This is a genomic window from Amphritea sp., assembly GCF_050300915.1.
Lineage (GTDB): Bacteria > Pseudomonadota > Gammaproteobacteria > Pseudomonadales > Balneatricaceae > Amphritea.
The window spans coordinates 1-21,060 of sequence record NZ_JBNKYN010000023.1 but is presented as its reverse complement, the minus strand read 5'-3'; the positions used below and the strand labels follow the sequence as shown (position 1 = coordinate 21,060).

General features: G+C 51.7%; 18 protein-coding genes and 1 pseudogene. 6 read left to right on the top strand and 13 right to left on the bottom strand.

The genetic code is table 11. The features are described from left to right. Window positions 1–17: 17 nt before the first annotated feature. Window positions 18–2,060, top strand: a complete 2,043-nt coding sequence (locus ACQY8X_RS08260; RefSeq protein ID WP_428034677.1) for a sigma-54-dependent Fis family transcriptional regulator — start codon at window positions 18–20, stop codon at window positions 2,058–2,060. Between the two features lie 33 nt (window positions 2,061–2,093). On the opposite strand, the gene ACQY8X_RS08255 is transcribed toward ACQY8X_RS08260, so the two are convergent. From ACQY8X_RS08255 to glmU, 7 genes and pseudogenes are all read right to left on the bottom strand, one after another. Further along, a complete protein-coding gene (locus ACQY8X_RS08255; RefSeq protein ID WP_428034676.1) occupies window positions 2,094–3,284 on the bottom strand; it encodes a DUF1501 domain-containing protein in 1,191 nt (396 codons plus the stop codon). 2 nt (window positions 3,285–3,286) lie between these two features. Further along, window positions 3,287–4,657 carry a DUF1800 domain-containing protein gene (locus tag ACQY8X_RS08250; RefSeq protein ID WP_428034675.1) on the bottom strand — a complete coding sequence of 457 codons (1,371 nt, stop codon included), beginning with the start codon at window positions 4,655–4,657 and terminating at the stop codon, window positions 3,287–3,289. 307 nt (window positions 4,658–4,964) lie between these two features. After that, window positions 4,965–6,923 carry a methyl-accepting chemotaxis protein gene (locus tag ACQY8X_RS08245; protein WP_428034674.1) on the bottom strand — a complete coding sequence of 653 codons (1,959 nt, stop codon included), beginning with the start codon at window positions 6,921–6,923 and terminating at the stop codon, window positions 4,965–4,967. 399 nt (window positions 6,924–7,322) lie between these two features. Next, on the bottom strand, window positions 7,323–8,573 hold the full coding sequence (locus ACQY8X_RS08240; RefSeq protein ID WP_428034673.1) for an ATP-binding protein: 1,251 nt from the start codon (window positions 8,571–8,573) through the stop codon (window positions 7,323–7,325). Window positions 8,574–8,895: 322 nt separating this feature from the next. Continuing rightward, window positions 8,896–9,105, bottom strand: a pseudogene (locus tag ACQY8X_RS08235) (Tn7-like element transposition protein TnsE); the annotation flags it as partial. A 15-nt stretch (window positions 9,106–9,120) separates the two neighbouring features. Further along, a complete protein-coding gene (gene glmS / locus ACQY8X_RS08230; RefSeq protein WP_428034672.1) occupies window positions 9,121–10,950 on the bottom strand; it encodes a glutamine--fructose-6-phosphate transaminase (isomerizing) in 1,830 nt (609 codons plus the stop codon). Window positions 10,951–10,962: 12 nt separating this feature from the next. Beyond that, the gene (gene glmU / locus ACQY8X_RS08225; RefSeq protein WP_428034671.1) at window positions 10,963–12,330 is read right to left on the bottom strand and encodes a bifunctional UDP-N-acetylglucosamine diphosphorylase/glucosamine-1-phosphate N-acetyltransferase GlmU; all 1,368 of its coding nucleotides are present in this window, start codon (window positions 12,328–12,330) and stop codon (window positions 10,963–10,965) included. Window positions 12,331–12,467: 137 nt separating this feature from the next. Between glmU and ACQY8X_RS08220 the strand changes: the two genes are divergently transcribed. The 5 genes from ACQY8X_RS08220 (at window position 12,468) to ACQY8X_RS08200 (ending at window position 16,895) form a co-directional block, all read left to right on the top strand. Next, window positions 12,468–13,211 (top strand): TrmB family transcriptional regulator, encoded by a 744-nt coding sequence (locus tag ACQY8X_RS08220; RefSeq protein ID WP_428034670.1) that lies wholly within the window; start codon window positions 12,468–12,470, stop codon window positions 13,209–13,211. A gap of 95 nt (window positions 13,212–13,306) precedes the next feature. After that, a complete protein-coding gene (locus ACQY8X_RS08215; RefSeq protein ID WP_428034669.1) occupies window positions 13,307–13,801 on the top strand; it encodes a hypothetical protein in 495 nt (164 codons plus the stop codon). Then, a complete protein-coding gene (locus ACQY8X_RS08210) occupies window positions 13,794–14,483 on the top strand; it encodes a PspA/IM30 family protein (RefSeq protein WP_428034668.1) in 690 nt (229 codons plus the stop codon). Before ACQY8X_RS08215 ends, ACQY8X_RS08210 begins: the two co-directional genes overlap by 8 nt. Further along, window positions 14,476–15,138, top strand: coding sequence for a YqiJ family protein (locus ACQY8X_RS08205; protein WP_428034667.1), 663 nt, complete (start codon window positions 14,476–14,478; stop codon window positions 15,136–15,138). Before ACQY8X_RS08210 ends, ACQY8X_RS08205 begins: the two co-directional genes overlap by 8 nt. Window positions 15,139–15,155: 17 nt before the next feature. Continuing rightward, the gene (locus ACQY8X_RS08200; protein ID WP_428034666.1) at window positions 15,156–16,895 is read left to right on the top strand and encodes a flotillin family protein; all 1,740 of its coding nucleotides are present in this window, start codon (window positions 15,156–15,158) and stop codon (window positions 16,893–16,895) included. Between the two features lie 83 nt (window positions 16,896–16,978). On the opposite strand, the gene ACQY8X_RS08195 is transcribed toward ACQY8X_RS08200, so the two are convergent. The 6 genes from ACQY8X_RS08195 to ACQY8X_RS08170 form a co-directional block, all read right to left on the bottom strand. Next, the gene (locus tag ACQY8X_RS08195) at window positions 16,979–17,614 is read right to left on the bottom strand and encodes a DUF799 domain-containing protein (protein ID WP_428034665.1); all 636 of its coding nucleotides are present in this window, start codon (window positions 17,612–17,614) and stop codon (window positions 16,979–16,981) included. Beyond that, window positions 17,614–17,976, bottom strand: coding sequence for a DUF4810 domain-containing protein (locus tag ACQY8X_RS08190; protein ID WP_428034664.1), 363 nt, complete (start codon window positions 17,974–17,976; stop codon window positions 17,614–17,616). Before ACQY8X_RS08190 ends, ACQY8X_RS08195 begins: the two co-directional genes overlap by 1 nt. Window positions 17,977–17,988: 12 nt before the next feature. After that, window positions 17,989–18,675, bottom strand: coding sequence for a CsgG/HfaB family protein (locus tag ACQY8X_RS08185; RefSeq protein WP_428034663.1), 687 nt, complete (start codon window positions 18,673–18,675; stop codon window positions 17,989–17,991). A 150-nt stretch (window positions 18,676–18,825) separates the two neighbouring features. Next, entirely contained in the window at window positions 18,826–19,251 is a 426-nt protein-coding gene (locus tag ACQY8X_RS08180) for a F0F1 ATP synthase subunit epsilon (RefSeq protein WP_428034662.1), read from the bottom strand. Between the two features lie 35 nt (window positions 19,252–19,286). Further along, window positions 19,287–20,663, bottom strand: a complete 1,377-nt coding sequence (gene atpD / locus ACQY8X_RS08175) for a F0F1 ATP synthase subunit beta (protein WP_428034661.1) — start codon at window positions 20,661–20,663, stop codon at window positions 19,287–19,289. A 37-nt stretch (window positions 20,664–20,700) separates the two neighbouring features. Next, a partial coding sequence (locus ACQY8X_RS08170; RefSeq protein ID WP_428034660.1) for a F0F1 ATP synthase subunit gamma occupies window positions 20,701–21,060 on the bottom strand: 360 nt, incomplete at its 5' end.

Here is a 21,060-nt window from a genome sequence, read left to right as displayed (position 1 = left end):
TAGACAGTAGGTTCAGAATGAACCGACGTATCCATAACTATAAAAATAACGGTATGAATGCCACGAATCTGAAATCCTCCCTGCGGGGTTCTGCTGCGGTCGAACATCCCAGAAAAATCGCCAAAGCACGGGAAGCCCTGCTTAGTAAAGGCTCGCTATCTGATGACTCGGTGCGTCCGTTAATTCAGGCGTCCTGGCAGCGTTGCGTGTCTGACGCGGTCAATCCCCTGGTTGCCAATAAAGCGATTGAGCTGGATGAACAGCAACTGGAGTCGGTCAGAGAGAGTTACCGTGAACTCATCTGCGCCTCCGAACCGATCCTGCGGGATGCCAAAGACCTGCTGGCAGAATCCGGTACGATTATGCATCTGGTCGCGCCGACCGGGATGATTTTATGCTCCCACGGCGACGACCATACCCGCGATCTGGCGAATGATTTCAGCCTGGTGCCCGGCGCCAACTGGAACGAAAGTGTGGCCGGAACCAATGCGATCGGCACCGCACTCAATGTCGGTTCCGCCGTTCAGGTGCACGCTTATGAACACTTCTGTGAAAACATCAACAACTGGACCTGCTCTGCCGCAGTGATTCGTGACCCGTTCGAAAACAAAATTCTCGGGGCGGTGAATATCTCCGGTCTGAAAAACACCCTGCATGACTACTGTCTGGCGCTGGCGGTGTCCGGTGCCCGGCGCATCGAGGGACAGCTGGCGCAGTTGCAGATGGCCAAGCGTGACCTGCTGTTAGGTATCACCCTGGAGCGCTTCAGCAGCGCCGGCAACGATGGCTTACTGTTACTGGATCTGCATGGTCGCCTGGTGCGCACCAATCATCAGGCCGACCGGGTGATAGCAGCACGGAATCTGAAAATAGACCTGCATGCCATCAACCCGATTCTCACCCTGAACGAACAGGGACGCTTTGCCGAGCGCTCCGAGCCGATCCTGAACCAGCTTGAGCCTCACTGGGTTGAGCCGCTCCTGCATCAGGGCGAACAGATCGGTTATATCGCGGTTATCCCATTTCCCACACCAAAGCGCACCGCCCCGGAGCAGCCCCCAGGTGCAGAGCAACTAGCCGCCAGCGAGAGTAGCAGCGGATTCTCCAGACTGGTCGGCCGTAACCCACTGTTTCTTAAATCGATTCAACAGGCGTCACGGCTGGCTAAAGCGCCCATTCCGGTATTGCTACAGGGTGAAACCGGCGTAGGTAAAGAGCTGTTTGCCAGTGCGATGCATGAGATGAGCCCCGCCAGCAGCAAAGAGTTTATCGCCCTCAACTGCGGTAGTTTATCCCGTGATCTGCTCGCCGGAGAGCTGTTTGGCTACGTCGATGGCGCCTTTACCGGCGCCCGACGAGGCGGCATGATCGGTAAAATTGAAGCGGCCAGTGGTGGCACCCTGTTCCTCGATGAAATTGGCGAGATGCCGCTGGACCTGCAACCGATGTTTCTGCGGGTGCTGCAGGAGTCAGAGATCTGTCGCATCGGCGAAACCCAGCCAAGAAAGGTTGATTTTCGTCTGATAGCCGCCACCAACCGGGATCTGGCGCAGGAAGTTGCCGAAGGGCGTTTCAGGATGGATCTGTACTATCGCATCTCATCAATGACCCTGACGATTCCACCGTTAAGGGAGCGCAGCGATGATGTTGTCTTGCTGGCAGAGCACATTCTTACCAGTCTGGCAGCGCAACATGGCGGAATCAAAAAACAGCTGAGCCCGGAACTCCGCGCCCTGCTCGAAAAGTACCACTGGCCCGGCAACATCCGCGAACTGAGTAATCTGATCACCGCGGCCTATTTCCTTACCGACAATGATCGGCTCAGCCCTGATGACCTTCCGGCAAATATGCTGGGCCATGCAACAACAGCGCCCGGGAGCACCAGCGCTGATAAAGACGCTTATAACCCGCTGGACCAGGCGGAAAAAGAGGTGATCTGCCGGGTGATTCAAGAACAGGGAGGTAATCTCACCCGCGCCGCCCGACAACTGAATATCGCCAAAAGTACCCTGTATATCAAACTCAGTAAGTATGGGATTGACCGCTCAACCTCAGGATAATCAGATGTAGCGGAGGGTAATATCGACCTAAATCTACCCGGTGCGAACCAATCCACTTACCTGATCCCGGTATCCAGGAAAGACCTGCTCCTCAATGAAGCCCCGGTCCAGCCCCATATGCTGATGCAGCACACCCGCAAACAGAGCCCGCATATCCAGCGTCGGCTTAAGGTCGCGCCCCTCATAGAGTTTCGCTTTCGCCAGTCCCGGCCAGTCACTGTGCACCCGGCCACCGTTAACCGCGCCACCCAGCAGAAAGGCTGCGCTGCCAACGCCATGATCACTGCCAAAGGTGCCATTAACGGCAACCGTCCGGCCAAACTCGGTGACAACCAGCACCGCCGTCTGATTCCAGACAGGCCCCATATCCTCTTTAAAGCGTGCTAAAACGTTGTCCAGTTCACGAAACTTGTTGGCCAGCGGGCCTTTGGTTGTCCCCTGTCGGGCATGGGTATCCCAGCCACCACTGTCCATCACGGCGACTCTCGGGCCATCGGTCCGGCTCAGAAACCGGGCGGCCGCCTTCGCTACCGTCGCCAGGTTGTTAACACCTTTCAGCTTGCCCCCCATCGAACTGATCATCTCATCTGCGTTGAAACCCGCCTGCAGCTTAGGGCCAAGATAACGGTCATGCTCATACAGCGCCATTAAGCGTTGCAGCGTTGCGTCATCCGGATCAGGCAGACGGTCTGGTGCCCAGGCTCCCACCGGAGAATCACCCTGGACAATACGCGGCATACCAGCACCTAATGAGTAAGCATATTGCTCCGGGGCTCGTCCCCGGCTTAACCCACTCAGAGCCCGATATAACCAGCCACTGTCATGACCGGATGGATCAGTCAATCCGGTTTCCAGCACATCCTGGGCATAAAAATGCGAGCGTTTCGCGTAAGGCGGGGCGATCGCCTGAAGCAACAATGCCTCACCCTGACGATACATCCTTGCCAGATTTTCAAATGCCGGGTTTAAACCAAAGAAGCCATCAAGGTCGATCACCCCATCGGTAGTACCTGGAGAACCCAGCGCGAGTTTACCCCGGGCGGACTGATAGGCAGGATCCGCGTAAGGGGGCACTGCGGCAAGACCATCCATCCCTCCTCTGAGAACCAGTACCACGAGCCGGGGGTCCGAGCTATGACCCGCCAATGCTATTGGCGCAGTGAAGCCCAGCGTCAAAATACCGCAGGCTTGAATAAACTGACGACGATTAATTCCAGTACCCATAACTATCTCCACTGAAAATCAGGTGAGGCCAGCATCAGCCCGGCTGCCTGGGCCGGGCTTTCAGCCCGACTCATGGCCAGCTGCAGATCAGTTGCATCAGCAGGGAGCATCGCTATTGCCTGCTCAATGCGGCGTGGCCCCATGCTCGCTGCAGCGCCCATTGCAAGCCCCCACTCAATCCGTTTTTTCAGTGCACTGGAAGAACTCCAGTAGCGGGTATCATCTGGCCAGCCAGCGGGTGAACCCGCGAAGAACGGACGCTGATTCATGGTCATCAAGCCGGAACGGACAAGATTCTGTATCCGCCCTTTGAGCGGCAGATTGAAAGCTCTGACCACGGAAAGGACATATTCATAAGGTGCTTTAAATTTCTGATTTGCCGGATCCCAAGCCGCTTCAAGATTCACCAGGGTGCGATGCAGGGCCGGCAGGTGCCCCTGACTCTCAAGAAAGCTCCGCTCCAGAATACTGATAGCGTCTGCCGGCGGATTATCTGCAATAAAGTGTTTCGCCAGTTTGGTTGCCAGAAAACGGGCGGTGGATGGGTTCTGAGCCAGATCCCTCAGGGCGGCCCGGCCCTGCTCCAGCCCGGCAACATTATATTCTCGACCTAATAACGTCTGCGGCCCCGGCTCATGGTTTTGCTTAAAGAAGTAGAACTCACCCGGCTTTATCCTGGGGTTAGTACCTTTTAATCCACCAAAGCCCCAGCCCGTAATCATTTTCGCCAGCGCCTGCACATCCTGCTGCGAATAACCGCCACTCACCCCGAGGGTGTGCAGCTCCATAATCTCGCGGGCAAGATTCTCATTCAACCCGCGTTTAGTCTTTTTACCACCCGGCGAGGCGGGTCCAATGGAGTTATTATTATCCAGATAAAGCAGCATCACTGGATGGGACTCAACCGCCAGCAACATATCTGCAAACGAGTTATCCAGATTCCCCCGGATCGCTTCATTCTCGAAGGCAACACTCGCCAGAGCGATTGCCCGCTTGCCCTTATGGGATACGGTAAAATGGTTAGCGTAAAACTGCACTAAACGCTCTCTGAAAGGCGTTTTTGTCCGGGCCGCATACTCAAACCGCTGACGAAAATTATCCAGTTCTCTGGCTCTGAAGGTTTTTTGCAACGCTTGTCGCTGTGCAGTTGCTTTATCTACATCGGCGACCTCGTTCAGCAACTTCCGATTTTCCTGAAACGTTGAAAAAGCGATTAAACTGCTCGTAGCATCGGGAACCTGAGGGCCAGGATCCTGCGCCTCCAGCTGTTGCAGCAGCCACCCTTTTGGATCAGAGGAGCAGGCTTGCAGATCAAGCGGCCCCAGTCCTAATCCAAAGCGACTCATAGCGCGATATTGAGAAAATGTTGTCACCCCGGCTCTCCCATGGTCTGCGGCAAGCGATCACAATTTAAAATGGATGATAAAAACTTATCGCTGATTCGTTTTCTCGATTAAACCATCACTGCCAGACAAAAAAACCGGGCGATGCAGCCCGGTTATACTTTACGCTTCTGTAACAGTACCGAATAAATTATCGCTGCCATTACGGTTGGGACAGCTGTCTGGGGGATCAGTTCAGGCGATTACCGGGTTTCCTCTCTGGGTAAGGTCGGCGAGGCGGAACAGGTTCCTGCTCCGCGGATGCCGCGTTACCATTGACTAGTGCGATTTAACCGCTTCAGACTTTAAACAGCCCCACCTGCCCATGCATCCCTTCAGAAAGCGTATGCAACTGACGGGATCGCTCCAGTCGGGTATCAGCGTTGTCAAACATCTGATCGGCAATCATTTTAATCTGGCTGGTGTTCTCAGCAATACCACTGTTTACCATACTCTGTTCCTCTGTTGCCGTGGCGATCTGAGCAGACATATCACTGATATTGTTCACCGAATCGGTTATCAGAACCAACTGTTCATAAGCCTGATTAGCCTGTGCAACAGAGTTTTGCGCCATTGTTTCACTGCTGGCCATAATCGCTACCGCTTGCTGCATGGTTGACTGCAGTGTCGCGATCATATTGCGTATATCATCGGTGGAAACGGTGGTTTTTTGTGACAGACTGCGAACTTCATCTGCGACTACTGCAAAACCACGACCATTATCGCCTGCCCGGGCCGCTTCGATCGCAGCATTAAGCGCTAACAGGTTGGTTTGCTCTGCTATTCCCTGAATCGTCCCCAGAATCGAGTTGATCTGCTGCGAGTGCTCACTCAACTTCAGGATAACCTGTGATGCCGTGCTCACCTCACCCGCCAGATCCCCGATTGAATCCCGGGCTTTCATCACCACCGCCTGACCCTGCTGACTAAAGCGGGCACTTTCACTGGCGGCATGGGAGGTATTTTCAGCATTCACAGCAATATCCTGTGTCGCCGCCGACATCTCCTCTACCGAGGTCGCCACCAACGTAATCTGATCCAACTGCAGTTTGACCTCATCCATCGAGTTACGGGCACTCTCTGCGGCGGCATCGGCACTGCTTTTCAGATCACCCGACAGGCCGACGATCTGTTGTATGATCGATTGCAGTTTTTCAATAAACTGATTGAATGACCGGGACAACTCACCGACCTCATCATTTGAGGCGATCGGTAACCGGGTGGTCAGATCCCCCTCGCCTTCAGCGATGCTTTTCAAAACCGCAGCCACGCTGTCGATCGGCCGGGTAATCAGCGTGGAAAAGAAAGCACCGATAATGATAAATAGTGCGATCAGAAGCGCGGCAATAACCAGCGATAACCAGGCAATATTGTTAGCCGTCTGATAAACCTCACTGGAGGGTACCAGCGCCACGAAACGCCACCCCAGCGCTGGGGATTTCACTACTTTGGCGAGATAGTGCTCGCCGTTTCGCTCTACCTCCAGCAAACCAGAGTCCACCGATACCAGCTGCTTAAACAGCGGGCTGTTCAGCTCACCGATTTTTTTAAAGTTATGCTCAGGAAACAGTGGATCGACTAACACCGTACCGTTGTCTTCAATCAGCAGGATATGCCCACGCTCACCAATTTTAATCTGCTGCACAATCTCCGTCAGCTGTTTCACGGAGACATCCATCGACTGCACCCCGATAACCTTGCCTGAATTGTCAGTAATCGTCTTCGCGGTACCAACAAAGGTGGCATCGTCACCCGCCCAGTAATAAGCCTCGGTACGCACCACCTCACCAGGATTTTCCAGAGCTTTTTTATACCATGGACGGGGACGCGGATCGTATGCCTTTTTAATGGCAACATCGGGCCACTGAATGTATCCACCGTCAGCACGACCGGAATACACATAGGCCAACCCGGGGTGGGTTTGACCAAACTTCTCATAGACGCGGAACAGCTCCGCCTCCTTTCCCCCGGCACTCAGATGCGATTTAAAACTGCCAGGCCCATTAAGAAAATTGGATAAGTTAAAACTGTTATCTTTAACCAACGGCAGATCCGCCACAAAAGTGACATTATCGGCAATGGCTTTGAAAAAGATGTTAAACGCATTATCGATCTGAGTGATCTCTTTACTGCTGCTGGTTTCAAAGTTATCCAGCGCCGTCACTCTGGCTTCATATATTGAAAATGAAGAGATAATAAGGATTGGCACAATGACCGAAACGGTAATAAAGGCCAGCAATTTAGTACGAATTTTCATAGTACGGCTCGGGGAATCGTTATTGTTGCGTCAGAAACATCATCCGTGACCGCTAAAGATCGAATCAGCCTGATATCGGTCATGTAACAAAGGTGATTATTACAGAAGCCGCCAAATTGTACTTTACTATGGCAACCAGATTGGGTAACAAAACCGACGTTCGTGCAGGGGGAAAATACCCTCCAGAAAGACAGGGCCTGAAAACGAAAGCGGTGAATGTTTCGAAATCAGACCCGGAAATGACTCGTTGTCGTCTTCCCGCTCTTCTTCGCGCTGATCGAAGACTTTTAAAAATAACATCCAGCTAACAGGCCAAGGCGTTGAGCATCACCATCGACACCGTCGTCTGTACGCATGATCTCTTGAATGCTTTTAATGATTCCGCTCAGGTTGATGGCGTTATCTCTTTATAAAGTCGTTTTGCCACAACCAGCTCATGGGGCCCGCAATGCAGTGTTCGGTTTGCAGGGGGATGGCGTTATTGCCGCAATACAGCAACACACCTCCTTTAAAGTTTTTACCCGCTTGGACGGCTAGCCGTTTTAAGCCTTCGCCATCTTTGGCTTGAATACTGGCAGCCTTTTTGACTTCGATGCCGTAAACATCGCGCCCCTGCTCAATCACCAAGTCAACCTCGACTTGGTCTTTATCACGGTAATGGCTGAGACGTATGGGCTCACCCAGCCACTCGGCTTGCGTTCGAATCTGCTGAATAACAAAGCTTTCGAGTACGGGCCCAAAATCGGTGGAAAAGCTGTGCCATTCGCTCGGTTTTAGATTGTTCATAAACGCCGCCAAACCACTATCAGCCAGGTGCAGCTTAGACGCTTTTACCAGCCGCTTCGATTGATTGTTGTGCCACGCGGGTAAACGATAGACTAAAAATAGGTGCTCCAGAATACTGATGTACTTTTCCGCTGTTTCGCGGCGCATCTTAAGGTCGGTTGCAATGCTGCTGATATTCAGCAAGTTACCCGTGCGCAGGGCCAGTAATTCGGCCAGACGCTGCAGTTCGTCTTCGTCGCGAATATTTGCTATGTCTTTGACATCGTTCTGAATAATGGTTTGCAGGTATTGGCGATACCATTGCCGCGCACGACTGGCTGAACGCGTTAGGGGTTCTGGATAGCCTCCCTGACATACGCGTTCGGCAATGCCGGGCAGCTCCTGCTGGGTTTGGCTGATGCGGGATTTAAGCTCGCCATTAAACAGGGCTTCTAAAAAAACGGGGGTCTTTTGCTCTTTTTCCAGCTCAGTTAAAGAGTGTAGGTGCAAAATCTCAACCCGGCCTGCGAGCGACTCTTTCACCTTGGGTAACAACAATAAATTAGCGGAGCCCGTCAGTAAAAACCGGCCAGGTTTGCGATTACGATCAACTTCGGCCTTGATCGCCAAAATCAGCTCTGGTGCTCTTTGGATTTCATCGAGCGTAACTTGCTCAGGCAAGCTTTGAATAAAGCCGGTTGGGTCCTGTAGGGCGGCGTTCAGAATGACGTGATCGTCAAAGGTCAGGTAGTGCCGCGTGGGCGCTACTTGCTGACACAGGGTCGATTTACCCACTTGGCGCGGACCTAATAGGCATACGACGGGCGTATCAGCCAATGCTTCCTGTAATTTCGATTGGATTGGGCGAGGTAACAATGATGACATAGATTTCAGCTTCGTCCATTTACCGGTCATTATAGCGGCTATATACCGACTTTACCATCGTCTACTTGTCTATTAAATGTCAGGCCAGTTGCCTATTTAGCACCCCATTTAACTCGCTTTATCAGTATGGAGAGCGCTTTAAGCATGCGCACTTCGCGTGTCAGCGACATAGTTGTTATGTCACCTACTTGGTAGGTAACTTAAACACTTCGACCAACCCAATTGGCAATCCTCTGCGCCAAAGGGCAATCGCCTCAAATGGCAAGGAGCCAGGATACTTTGATTTGGGATGAGGAATACCCGTGTATTCTCCTTCTGCCAGTTAGGCCTTGAAGTAATCTCTCGGCCAGCCTAAGGCGTTCTTCATGATATGCTGCAGAATTGCTTTCTCGCTTTCTGCCACCCAGCCAGAAGATGACGTCAACAATTGAGTTGATAGCTTAGCTACCCCATCAGAAGTATCAATTTCTAGTATCGTATATCCCTTGCCCTTATTCTCCAGCTCTATAATTGCTATACAACGAGGGCTCTGTGAATCACTTAACCATCACTCCACCGTCACCGATTTTGCCAGATTCCGCGGTTGATCTACATCGGTGCCCTTCAGACAAGCGACGTAATAGGCCAGCAGTTGCAGCGGTATTGAGTAGATAATCGGTGCCATCACCGTTGGTACGTCTGGCAGGGTGATCAGTTCGAGATCATTCCCGGGTTTCACCTGGGCTTTGGAATCGGCGAACAGAAACAGTTTTCCGCCCCTTGCACGCACCTCTTCCAGATTTGCCTGCAGTTTTTCCAGCAAGGAGTTGTTCGGTGCTATTGCGACGACTGGCATATCCTCGTCTACCAGCGCCAGAGGACCGTGTTTCAGCTCACCGGCTGGGTAGGCTTCTGCATGGATATAGGAGATCTCTTTCAACTTGAGAGCACCTTCAACGGCAACAGGATAGATAGTCCCTCGCCCCAGAAACAGGGCGTGATGTTTATCGACAAAATGCTCGGCCATTTTCTGAATTTGTGGGTCCAGCGCCAATACCTGCTCAGTGAGGTCAACCAGTTGCTCCAGCTGGGCAACGATCTCCTGCTCATCTTTAAAGCCGTAACGACGGGCCAGCACCAGGGTGGTCAGCATCAGCACCACTAACTGACTGGTAAAGGCTTTCGTCGATGCAACACCGATTTCAGGACCAGCATTGGTCATAATGGCCAGATCAGACTCCCTGACCAATGAACTGCCTGCCACATTACAGATTGACAGAAAGCCAAGATAATCCTGCTCTTTCGCTTCCCGCAATGCTGACAGGGTATCTGCGGTTTCACCGGACTGGGAGATGGTGATAAACAGAGTGCCAGGCATACACACCGTTTTACGATAACGGAACTCGCTGGCCACTTCGACCATACAGGGGATGCCCACCAGTTTTTCGATCCAGTAACGGGCCACCACACCGGCGTTATAGCTGGTGCCACAGGCAACGATCTGCACCATTTTCACCTGGTCAAACAGTTCAGATGCTCCGCTGCCAAATACCTGTTCCAGCACATGCCCCTGATGAACCCTGCCCTCAAGCACCCGGGCAATGACATCCGGCTGCTCATAGATCTCTTTGAGCATATAGTGACGATAGGTACCTTTATCGGCCGCATCATGACCATGTTCAAAGCGCTGAACTTCACGCTCAACGGCCTCGCCTGAACCGTTCTCAACCTTGATCTCTGAACGGGTGATCGATGCAATATCCCCCTCTTCCAGATAGATAAAGCGATCGGTCACCTGTAACAGCGCCAGCGGATCAGAGGCGATAAAGTTTTCTTCGATACCCACACCGATCACCAGCGGGCTACCCATGCGGGTTGCCAGTAGCAGATCCGGTTGTTGCTGATCAATAACCGCCAGTGCATAAGCACCATCGAGACGTTTCAAGCTCTCTTTCAACGCCGCTTCCAGGCTTTTGCCGGCAATCACTTCCCGGTGGATCAGGTGGGTAACTACCTCGGTATCGGTGTCGGATAAAAACTCATAACCGTCAGCTATCAGCTCTGCTTTCAGGGTGGTGTAATTTTCGATAATACCGTTATGCACCACAGCGATACGGTCAGCGGACAGGTGGGGGTGGGCATTACGCTGTTCCGGCTTGCCGTGGGTCGCCCAGCGGGTGTGAGCAATCCCCAGATAACCCGGCAGCGGTAACTCACTCAGGGCCGCATCCAGTTGTGCCACCTTACCCACCCGTTTCAGGTGCTCAAGCTGGCCGGTCTGGCTATTCAAAACCGCCATTCCAGCAGAGTCATAACCGCGGTATTCCAGTCGCTTAAGCCCTTCCAGCAGAATCGCTGAAATATTCCGGCCAGCGATAGCCCCAACTATTCCACACATAATTCCGCTTCCTTATGATTTTTTAACCGGCCGCAGCCAGTTATTCAGATTAACCTGCTTTGCCCGGGTGATCGCCAGTTGCTCTGGCTGAACCTCTTTGGTGATCGTAGAACCTGCACCGACGGTCGCACCCGCGCCAACCTTAACCGGCGCCACCAGCGCGGTATTCGAGCCGATAAAAGCGCCATCGCCAATCTCAGTGGTCGACTTATTCACACCATCGTAATTACAGGTGATGGTGCCGGCACCGACGTTGACATCCGCACCTACCTCAGCATCACCGATATAGCTCAGATGATTTACCTTACTGCCCTCGCCGATATTCGCTTTCTTGGTCTCGACAAAGTTACCGATTTTGGCGTTGTTCGCCAGATGACTGCCGGGACGCAGCCGGGCAAAGGGACCGATATCACAGTTATCAGCCACCACCGCCTGATCCAGCATGGAGTTCGCTTTGATATAAGTACCGGATCCGATCACCGAGTCCTTAATAATACAGTTGGCTTCAATAGTAACGTTATCACCAATCTCTACCCGGCCCTGCAGGATCACATTGATATCGATGGCTACATCATGACCTACACTGACCTCACCCCGCACATCGACCCGTGCCGGATCCGCCAGAGATACCCCATCCAGCATCAAAGCTTCAGCCTGGCAGCGCTGATACCAGCGCTCCAGCTCAGCCTGCTGCAGGCGGTTGTTAACCCCCTGCACTTCCTGTTCGATGACTGGCTGAATCGCCTGAATCCGCACTCCCTGCTCCGCAGCCATCGCGATAATATCGGTGAGATAGTATTCTCCCTGAACATTATTCGAGGAGAGCTGCGGTATCCACTCGTGTAACAGCCCCGCAGGCAGCGCCAGAATACCGGTATTTACCTCAGTGATCGCCCGTTGCGCATCACTGGCATCTTTATGTTCAACAATCGCGATTACATCACCGGCATCGCTGCGCACAATCCGGCCATAACCGGTCGGGTCTGCCAGATTCACCGTTAATAAGCCAAACTGTCCACGCTCAGCGATCTTCACCAACTCGACCATAGTTTCTGGCCGGGTAAGGGGCACATCGCCATAGAGAACCAGTACCACCCCGTTGTCAGAGATATTTGGCATAGCCTGAGCCACCGCATGACCGGTACCCAGCTGCTCAGACTGCAGTGCAAACTGTACAGACTGTCCTGACAGCGCAGTTCTGACGGCGTCAGCCCCATGCCCAACCACAATATGAATTCGGGCATTTTCCAATGAGATGGCGCTATCAATCACATGCTGCAACATCGGTTTACCACCAATAGTATGCAGTACTTTAGGCAGAGATGATTTCATCCGGCTACCCTGGCCTGCGGCCAGAATAACGATATCAAGAGTATTCAAAACAGAGGTATCCCTGATTAATTACAGCAATGGCCGATCCGGCGACCTGCTGCTGTTGACACAAACAGTAATTTAACCGAACTTTAATCTAACTGGTCTTAGATGCAATATTAAATGTCAGAGAAAAATTGACAATTATGAATAATGAGCTGTTTGAACTGCTGGGCCTGACACCCCGGGAAATCACCCTTTACCGCGCACTGCTCTCCCTCGGGCCCAGTGCGATCCGCACCGTTGCCGAAAAAGCGGGAATCAACCGGGGCACAACCTACGACGGTCTGAAAGAGATGCAACAGAAAGGGCTGGTGACCTATCTGCCTAAAGGCAAACGGCGTCTGTTCTCGGCCCGCGAGCCAGAAATACTGCTACAGATGGCAGAAGAGCGCCGTCACTCTCTCAACTCGGCGATTGATCAACTGAAAAACCGTGTGGTACCGGAGTTACACCACCTGATGCCCGACTTTAATACCGCCAATGTCAGTTACTACGAAGGTGACAGCGGCATCGAACAGGTGCTCAGGGATATACTGACCACCGTTGAAGCGCAACAACCAAAAAGCTATTCCGTTTTCTCTTCAAAACCGATCCGGCAACACCTTTACCGCCCGTTTCCAAACTTTACCGCCCAACGGATTTCCAAAGGGATAGAGGTGAAGGTCATTGCTATCGGTGATGGCGGTGAAGATGCTGAACTCAGCGCCCGTAAGTGGATTAAAACCGAGGGTCGGGTTGATGCTGCCTATATCGCCGTTTACCCCCCCAAATGCGCGATTATCTCCCTGGCATCGGCCAACTACCCAACCGCCGTGGTGATTGAGTCAAAAGAGGTGGCTGCCGCCCAGAAGATTATTTTTGACACATTATGGGGGCTGCTGTCATAAAAAATAATTCAGTTTTGCTTGCTGTTTACGTTTGTATACTGATATAAATATCTCAATTCTGGATGGAAGCTAATTGATGCAAATGGAGCTTTGCAATGAAATCTATCCCTATCAGTGTTCGCCTCTCCCCCGCTGAAGCCGCATTTCTGGCTGACTTTACCGCACCTGATGCGGTCACCCCCAGTGATAAACTTCGTTTCATCATTAATAAAGTCCGTAAAGAGGAACACGCGCCGCATTCGCTAACAGACTCCAGGCAAAGAGTCTCGGGATATCTCGCTCCTGCGCTAGAGGTGATCGAGCAGACTGAATCCCGCTGCCATCATCAATCCACTATATTGGCTGCCCAGCACTACTGGCTGGAAAGATCTCTGTCATCTCTGCTGTTCCATGCAGGCAACATTCAACAGTCCGACGAGTCTATTCAGCTATATGAGCGGGAGTGTCTCGAACTTCTGATGAATTCCACCGAACAACTGCTACGCCTGCTAAGACCACCACTCACCAGCAGTCATGCCCCTGAAATGTTCGACAAAATGCGCCACAAACTAAATGAATTAATCAATGTCCAAGGAGTGAACTATGAATGAGTCAATTACCAGCCGGGTTGGCCGCATAATCAGTGGAAGTCTCAATGCACTGGTTAACTCTATAGAAGATTCAGCGCCGGAAATCATTCTTGAGGAGGCGCTCAGAGAGGTAGATAGCGCGATCGATCAGGTCAGGGTTGAACTGGGACAGATCACCGCAAGAAAACACCTCGCCAGCACCCGCTTAATGGAAACCAGCAGCTTACATGAAGAGCTGAGCAGCAAAATACAGGTGGCTCTGGCCGAAGGCAGAGATGACCTCGCCGAAGCAGGCATAGCCCATCAGCTGGATATCGAAGCGCAGATACCGGTGCTGGAAAAATCGATCTCGGAAGCGGGTGAAAAAGAGCAAGAGCTGGATGGCTACATCCAGGCACTGACGGCTAAAAAACGCGAAATGAAGGAGGAGCTGCAAAAACTTCTTGCGTCAAAAAATGTATCGGCTATCCCGGATCATCAAAACGCAGATAACAGCAGCTCTGATATTGCGGCCAAAGTGGCTAAAGCCGAATCCGCATTTGAACGGATTATTGAAAAACAAACCGCCTATTCCACAGTAACCAAAAGCAGCGCTGAAAATGCGGCAAAACTGGCGGAACTGGACGAACTTAACCGCAACAACCGTATAAAAGAGCGCCTGGCGTTGCTCAAATCAAACAGTGAAGACAGCGGAAATGTTTGAGTTTCTGACGTTAAGCGGCAACTTCCCCTTTACACTATCATTGACAGTCATGGTGGTGCTGGCCCTGCTTGAGGGAGCAGGTTTAGTTGTAGGGCTGGCATTTTCCTCCATGCTGGAAACCCTGTTGCCGGATCTCAGTGTCGATATTGATGCAGCGGATATCCCCGATAGCGGCATCCTCAGCCGAGTGCTCGGATGGTTTTATATCGGCCAGGTGCCGTTTCTGGTTTTGCTGATTATCCTGCTAACCTATTTCGGTCTTGCCGGTCTGTTTGTCCAGAGTCTGTATCGCACCCTGACCGGCCACCTGCTTTACAGCTGGCTGGCGATTGTACCGGCAGCCGTACTGACACTCCCGCTGACGCGGGTTTCAGCCAAAGGGATCGCCCGAGTATTACCCCGGGATGAGTCTGAAGCAGTATCCAGTGATAGTTTTATCGGCAGAGTAGCCGTCATTACCACCGGAACGGCCAGGGTCGGCAGCCCGGCCCAGGCAAAGATCAAAGACCAGCATGGTCAGACCCATTACCTGATGGTTGAACCTGATAAAAACCAGCCCGATCAGCCTCAGGGATCTCAGGTACTGATCATTAAGCAGCAACAGAGTTGCTTTATCGTCATCCCCAATACCAACCCAAATCTCGTTAATCAATAAAAGGAATTATCAGCGCTATGTACTTCGACCTCACAGAACTGGGCACAGTGGCTGCCATTATTATTATCAGCCTTATCGCCATCGGTTTAATAATGGCGCGGCTCTATCGACGTGCCTCAAAAGAGACCTCTTTCGTCCGCACCGGTTTTGGTGGACAAAAAGTGATCGTCAATGGCGGTGCTATCGTTTTGCCCGTGCTACATGAAATCATTCCGGTCAATATGAATACCCTCAGACTGGAAGTTAAACGGGCCAATGAGCAGGCACTGATCACCCGCGACCGGATGCGGGTCGATGTTCTGGCAGAGTTTTATGTCCGCGTTCAGCCTACCGTTGAGTCTATTGCCAATGCCGCCCAGACATTGGGTATGCGCACTATGGAACCTGAAGCCCTGAAAGAGCTGGTCGAGGGTAAGTTTGTTGATGCCCTGCGCGCTGTAGCTGCCGAGATGGCGATGTACGAACTGCATGAACAGCGGGTCGACTTCGTGCAAAAAGTGCAGCAGGTGGTTTCTGAAGACCTGTTAAAAAACGGCCTCGAACTTGAATCCGTGTCTCTCACCGGTCTCGACCAGACAGGTAAACAGTATTTTAATCCGGATAACGCCTTCGATGCCGAGGGTCTGACCAAACTGACAGAGGCGATTGAAGAGCGCCGCAAACGCCGTAATGAGATCGAGCAGGAAACCGAGGTCAGCATTGCGACCAAAAACCTTGAGGCAGAAAAACAGCGCTTAGAGATTACCCGGGATCAGGAATATGCCCGACTGCAACAATCCCGCGAGGTCGAAATCCGTAAAGCGACCATCGAAGCGGAGATTATGCGCGAGCAGGCTGAGAATAAACGTGCCGCAGAACAAGCCCAAATTCTGGCCGAGCAACAAACAGAGCAATCCCGCATCAGTTCTGAACAGGCCGTTGAAGAGGGCCGTATCGGCATGGACCGCCTGTTAAGGGAAAAAGAGATTGAAAAGAGTAAAGCGATTGAAAGTGCCGAAATCGAAAAACGCCGGACATTAGAGCTGTCTGAACAGGACAAATCGATCGCTATCGCACAAAAATCCACGGCGCAATCGGTTGCCGAAGCCGAAGCAAGCCGCGCCCGCTCTGAAGCGGTAAAAGCGGATGAACAGGTTATCACTGTCAGAGAAACAGAGATCGCTGAACGGGAGAAACAGATAGAGCTGGTTGAGGCCGCGAAAGAGGCAGAGCGCAATGCGATCAGTATCAAAGTGGGTGCTCAGGCAGAGAAAGATGCTGCCGAGGATCATGCAGAAGCGGTACGTATTCAGGCCCATGCCGATGCGGACAAGCAGCTGATCAATGCGGAAGCACAAAACAAATCTGAAAAGCTTGCCGCCGAAGCCGCCGAGATCCGTAACCGCGTCGATGCCGAAGGTAAACGCGCTCTCAATGAAGCAGAGAACCTGCTTGCAGCTGAGCAGATCGCTCGTCAGATCAAACTGGCGATCATTGAACGTCTTCCGGACATTATTCGTGAAAGCGTTAAACCGATGGAGCAGATCGACGGCATTAAAATCTATCAGATTGATGGCTTAAACGGCGCTGGTGCAGGCTCAGGCACATCTGAAGCGGGTGAAGGTCAATCCTCCAGCCTGGCAGATCAGATGGTTAGCAGTGCCCTACGGTACAAAGCCCAGGCCCCTCTGGTAGATGGGCTGCTGGAAGAGATCGGTCTGAAAGGTGACTCTCTGAATGGTTTAACATCAGGCCTCGCTGACAAAAGAGCCGACTAAATCGGAGAGTAGCGTCATTTCTCCGGCCATAAAAAACCACCTTCACCGGTGGTTTTTTATGGCAATAAAGTTATCAGATGCGCTTACTGAGCCCGGTAAGGCCCATTGAGCAACCCCTGACCCGGATTGTTAATCGCAATATTATTCGCTGCCCGGGCGACTGTCGGGGTTTGGTCTACCATCGTACCAACCACCTGATCCACCACCGCCTGCACCAGCATACCGACCAGGCCGCCACCATTGTCCCCAGAGCCCTGCGCATAGGACACCCTGGTTTCCCACAGCGTGGTGCCTGTTTTAGCGTCCACAAGCGTCATATTCGCTTTAACGACGGTGGTTGAAGAGAGAATCTCATACTTCTGCCCCCAGTCTTCAATCACAATATAGAGAATGGCATCCGGGTTAAGGTGCTCGGCAAACTTATCCAGTGGTACATCATGCATATCTGCCGGTGACTGCAGTCCATTTTCCTGCAGAAACTGGTTAATCACTGCTACTGGAAAGACGTAATAACCCTTTTCCGCCAACGGTCTCGACAATGTCGACAGATAGATATTCGACGCATTGATCTCAACGGAGTTATTCATCGGTGGAATCACCAGAATAGAACGGGGCTTACTGGCCTGCAACGCGGAATAATCATAGCTTCCCTGGGTCGCACAACCGCTGCTGAGCAACGCCAGTAACATCAAAGATCCACACACTATTGAGCGTATCATCACTGATTTCCTCCCTGTTGCTGATTCTTCAGTAATGTATCAACCATAATGGTTGCTTCAGGATACAGCGACTTCTCTTTCTGCAATGCTGCCTGCGCCAGTCCGGCTTTACCTTCAGCGGCGTACATCATCCCCAGATGGGCGTACAACCCCGGAGGAACCTGTTTACCCAGCGCATCGGAGGTCTGGATGTCCTGTTCCAGTTTTTCGATCTGCAACGCTGCCGGTGCATTACCAGGTTCAACATACATCTCGTAAATCATTGCTTCATACGAGCCCCAGTAATAGAGGCTGTTATCCTGGGTGGCACACCCGCCCAGCAGAACGCCGCAGGCTAATAAAAATGTTGCTAATAGTTTCACTCGACACATTCCTTATTGTTCGATCTTCCAGATACCATTCTGCATGTCGGTGACCAGATTATTCACCGCTTCCATAATGGCAAAATTCAATACTTTGCCATTCAGGGTGGCGTCATAACCCGCCGCGCCGCCAAAACCAACTACTTCACGATTTGACAGTTCATACTCCCCGGCTCCCTGAGTCGAATAGACAATTTGCGAGGAGATAACATCGACAATATTGAGTGAAACTTTGGCATAGGCGGTCTGGGTTTTGCCCTTACCCAAAATACCAAACAGTTGCTTATCACCGGTAACTTTACGACCAAACTCAGTGACATCACCGGTAACCACATAACGGGCGCCCTGAATCTGTTGTTTCACGCCACTCAGGCCAGCCTCTTGCTTGAGATCAGCCATACTCTGACGATCGACTACATTAAAGCGGTTGGTTTGTTGCAGATGTGTTTTGAGGATAGTTTGTGCCTGGTTACCCAGCCGGTTGTTATCCGCGGAAAACATCCCTTGCAGGTAGTTTGAACGATTATCAAAGTTACCCACCACCAGTGTGGTGCGCGGGCCCTGATAGGTTACACGATAAGTTTCAACTTTCTGTGGCTCAATTTCCCGATGACTCTCTGTGGCACAGCCCGTGACTAAAACAGCACTGCAGAGAACAACAGCTGATGTTGCAGCCAGTCCTTTGTGTTTAAAAAACATACAATAAATCCTTTTTTAAATTGATCTGCAGCAGCCAGTGAGGTCCGCTTCAGACCGGGACAAATTCAGAGGTTAATTCTCCTCCCTCAAAACCAAAAAAAACAGCCCGGAGGCTGTTTTTTATTCGAGTAGCAGTTCAGTAAGAGAGGATTACTTACCCATCTTCTTACGAATCTGCTGAATAGTACGCAGTTGTGCTGCAGCTTCGGCCAGTTGGGCAGTCGCACGGGAATAATCCAGTTCGCTGCTCTTATCAGCCATCACATGTTCAGCATGCTTCTTCGCTTCTTCAGCAGCTGCTTCGTTGATGTCACCCGCACGCAGTGCAACGTCCGCTAAGACAGAGACTTTGTGTGGCTGAACTTCGATGAAGCCGCCAGAAACGTAAAAGACTTCCTGCTCACCACCCTGTTTCTTTAGCTCTACAGGACCTGGTTTCAGTTCCGACAGAAGCGGAGCGTGACCCGGGTAGATACCCAGATCACCCAGGCTACCTGTCACTGAAACGAACTCGATAAGACCAGAGAAGATCTCTTCTTCAGCACTTACGATGTCACAATGAACAGTCATAGCCATGTTGTTATCCTTTTTAAAAGGTTAACTAAGCGCACTTACATGCTCTTAGCTTTTTCAACCACTTCGTCGATACCGCCAACCATGTAGAACGCTTGCTCAGGCAGACTGTCATAATCACCGGCCAGGATACCCTTGAAGCCAGCAATAGTGTCTTTCAGAGAAACATACTTACCTGGAGAACCGGTGAATACTTCAGCTACGAAGAACGGCTGAGACAGGAATCGCTGGATCTTACGAGCGCGGGTTACTACCTGCTTATCTTCTTCAGACAGCTCGTCCATACCCAGAATCGCGATGATGTCTTTCAGCTCTTTATAGCGCTGCAGTACACCCTGCACCTGACGGGCAGTGTCGTAGTGATCCTGACCAATAACCAGTGGATCCAGCTGACGAGAGGTGGAATCCAGTGGGTCTACCGCAGGGTAGATACCCAGCTCGGCAATCTGACGAGACAGTACAACTGTCGCATCAAGGTGCGAGAAGGTGGTTGCTGGTGATGGATCGGTCAAGTCATCCGCAGGTACGTATACCGCCTGGATAGACGTGATAGAACCGGTCTTGGTAGAGGTGATACGCTCTTGCAGAACACCCATCTCTTCCGCCAGTGTTGGCTGGTAACCTACCGCTGAAGGCATACGACCCAGCAGTGCAGATACCTCGGTTCCCGCCAGGGTGTAACGGTAGATGTTGTCAACGAACAACAGTACGTCACGACCTTCGTCACGGAATTTCTCAGCCATTGTCAGGCCAGTCAGCGCTACACGCAGACGGTTACCTGGAGGCTCGTTCATCTGACCAAAAACCATGATGGTTTTATCCATAACGCCACTTTCTATCATTTCTTGACGTAGTGCAGTCCCCTCACGAGTACGCTCACCTACACCCGCGAATACGGAGAAGCCAGAGTGCTCGATCGCGATGTTACGGATCAGTTCCATCATGTTTACGGTTTTACCTACACCGGCACCACCGAACAGACCAACTTTACCACCCTTCGCGAATGGGCATACCAGATCGATTACCTTGATGCCGGTTTCCAGCAGCTCGTTAGAAGCCGCTTGCTCAGCATAGGAAGGCGCCTTACGGTGAATAGGCATACGCTCTTCTTCACCAATCGGGCCACACTCATCGATTGGGTTACCCAATACATCCATGATACGACCCAGTGTTGCTGTACCCACAGGTACAGACACTGGCGCACCAGTATTTACTACTGTCAGACCACGGCTTACACCTTCGGTCTGACCCATAGCGATTGCACGTACAACACCATCACCCAGCTGCTGCTGAACTTCAAGTGTCAGGCCTTTGGCCTCAACAGTCAGTGCATCATAGATCTTCGGTACACTGTCACGTGGAAATTCCACGTCGACTACTGCGCCGATAATCTGAACAATACGTCCGCTACTCATGTTCGGATCCTCTTAACATTTAAACCTGTTAACTGCCTTATACAGCAGCAGCACCACTTACGATCTCAGAAATTTCCTGGGTAATCGCAGCTTGACGAGCCTTGTTGTAAACCATTTGGAGCTCATCGATAAGGTCACCGGCGTTGTCGGTTGCGTTCTTCATCGCCAGCATTCGTGCTGCCTGTTCACAGGCATTGTTCTCAACCACGGCCTGATAGACCAGGGACTCAATGTAACGAACCAGCAAGCCGTTTAACAACTCGCGTGCATCGGGTTCGTAGATATAATCCCAGTGATGGTTAAGACGGTCATCATCGTCTTCTGCTTTCAGCGGAAGAATCTGCTCTACCTGTGGCTGCTGTGTCATGGTATTAACGAACTCGTTAGATACCACATA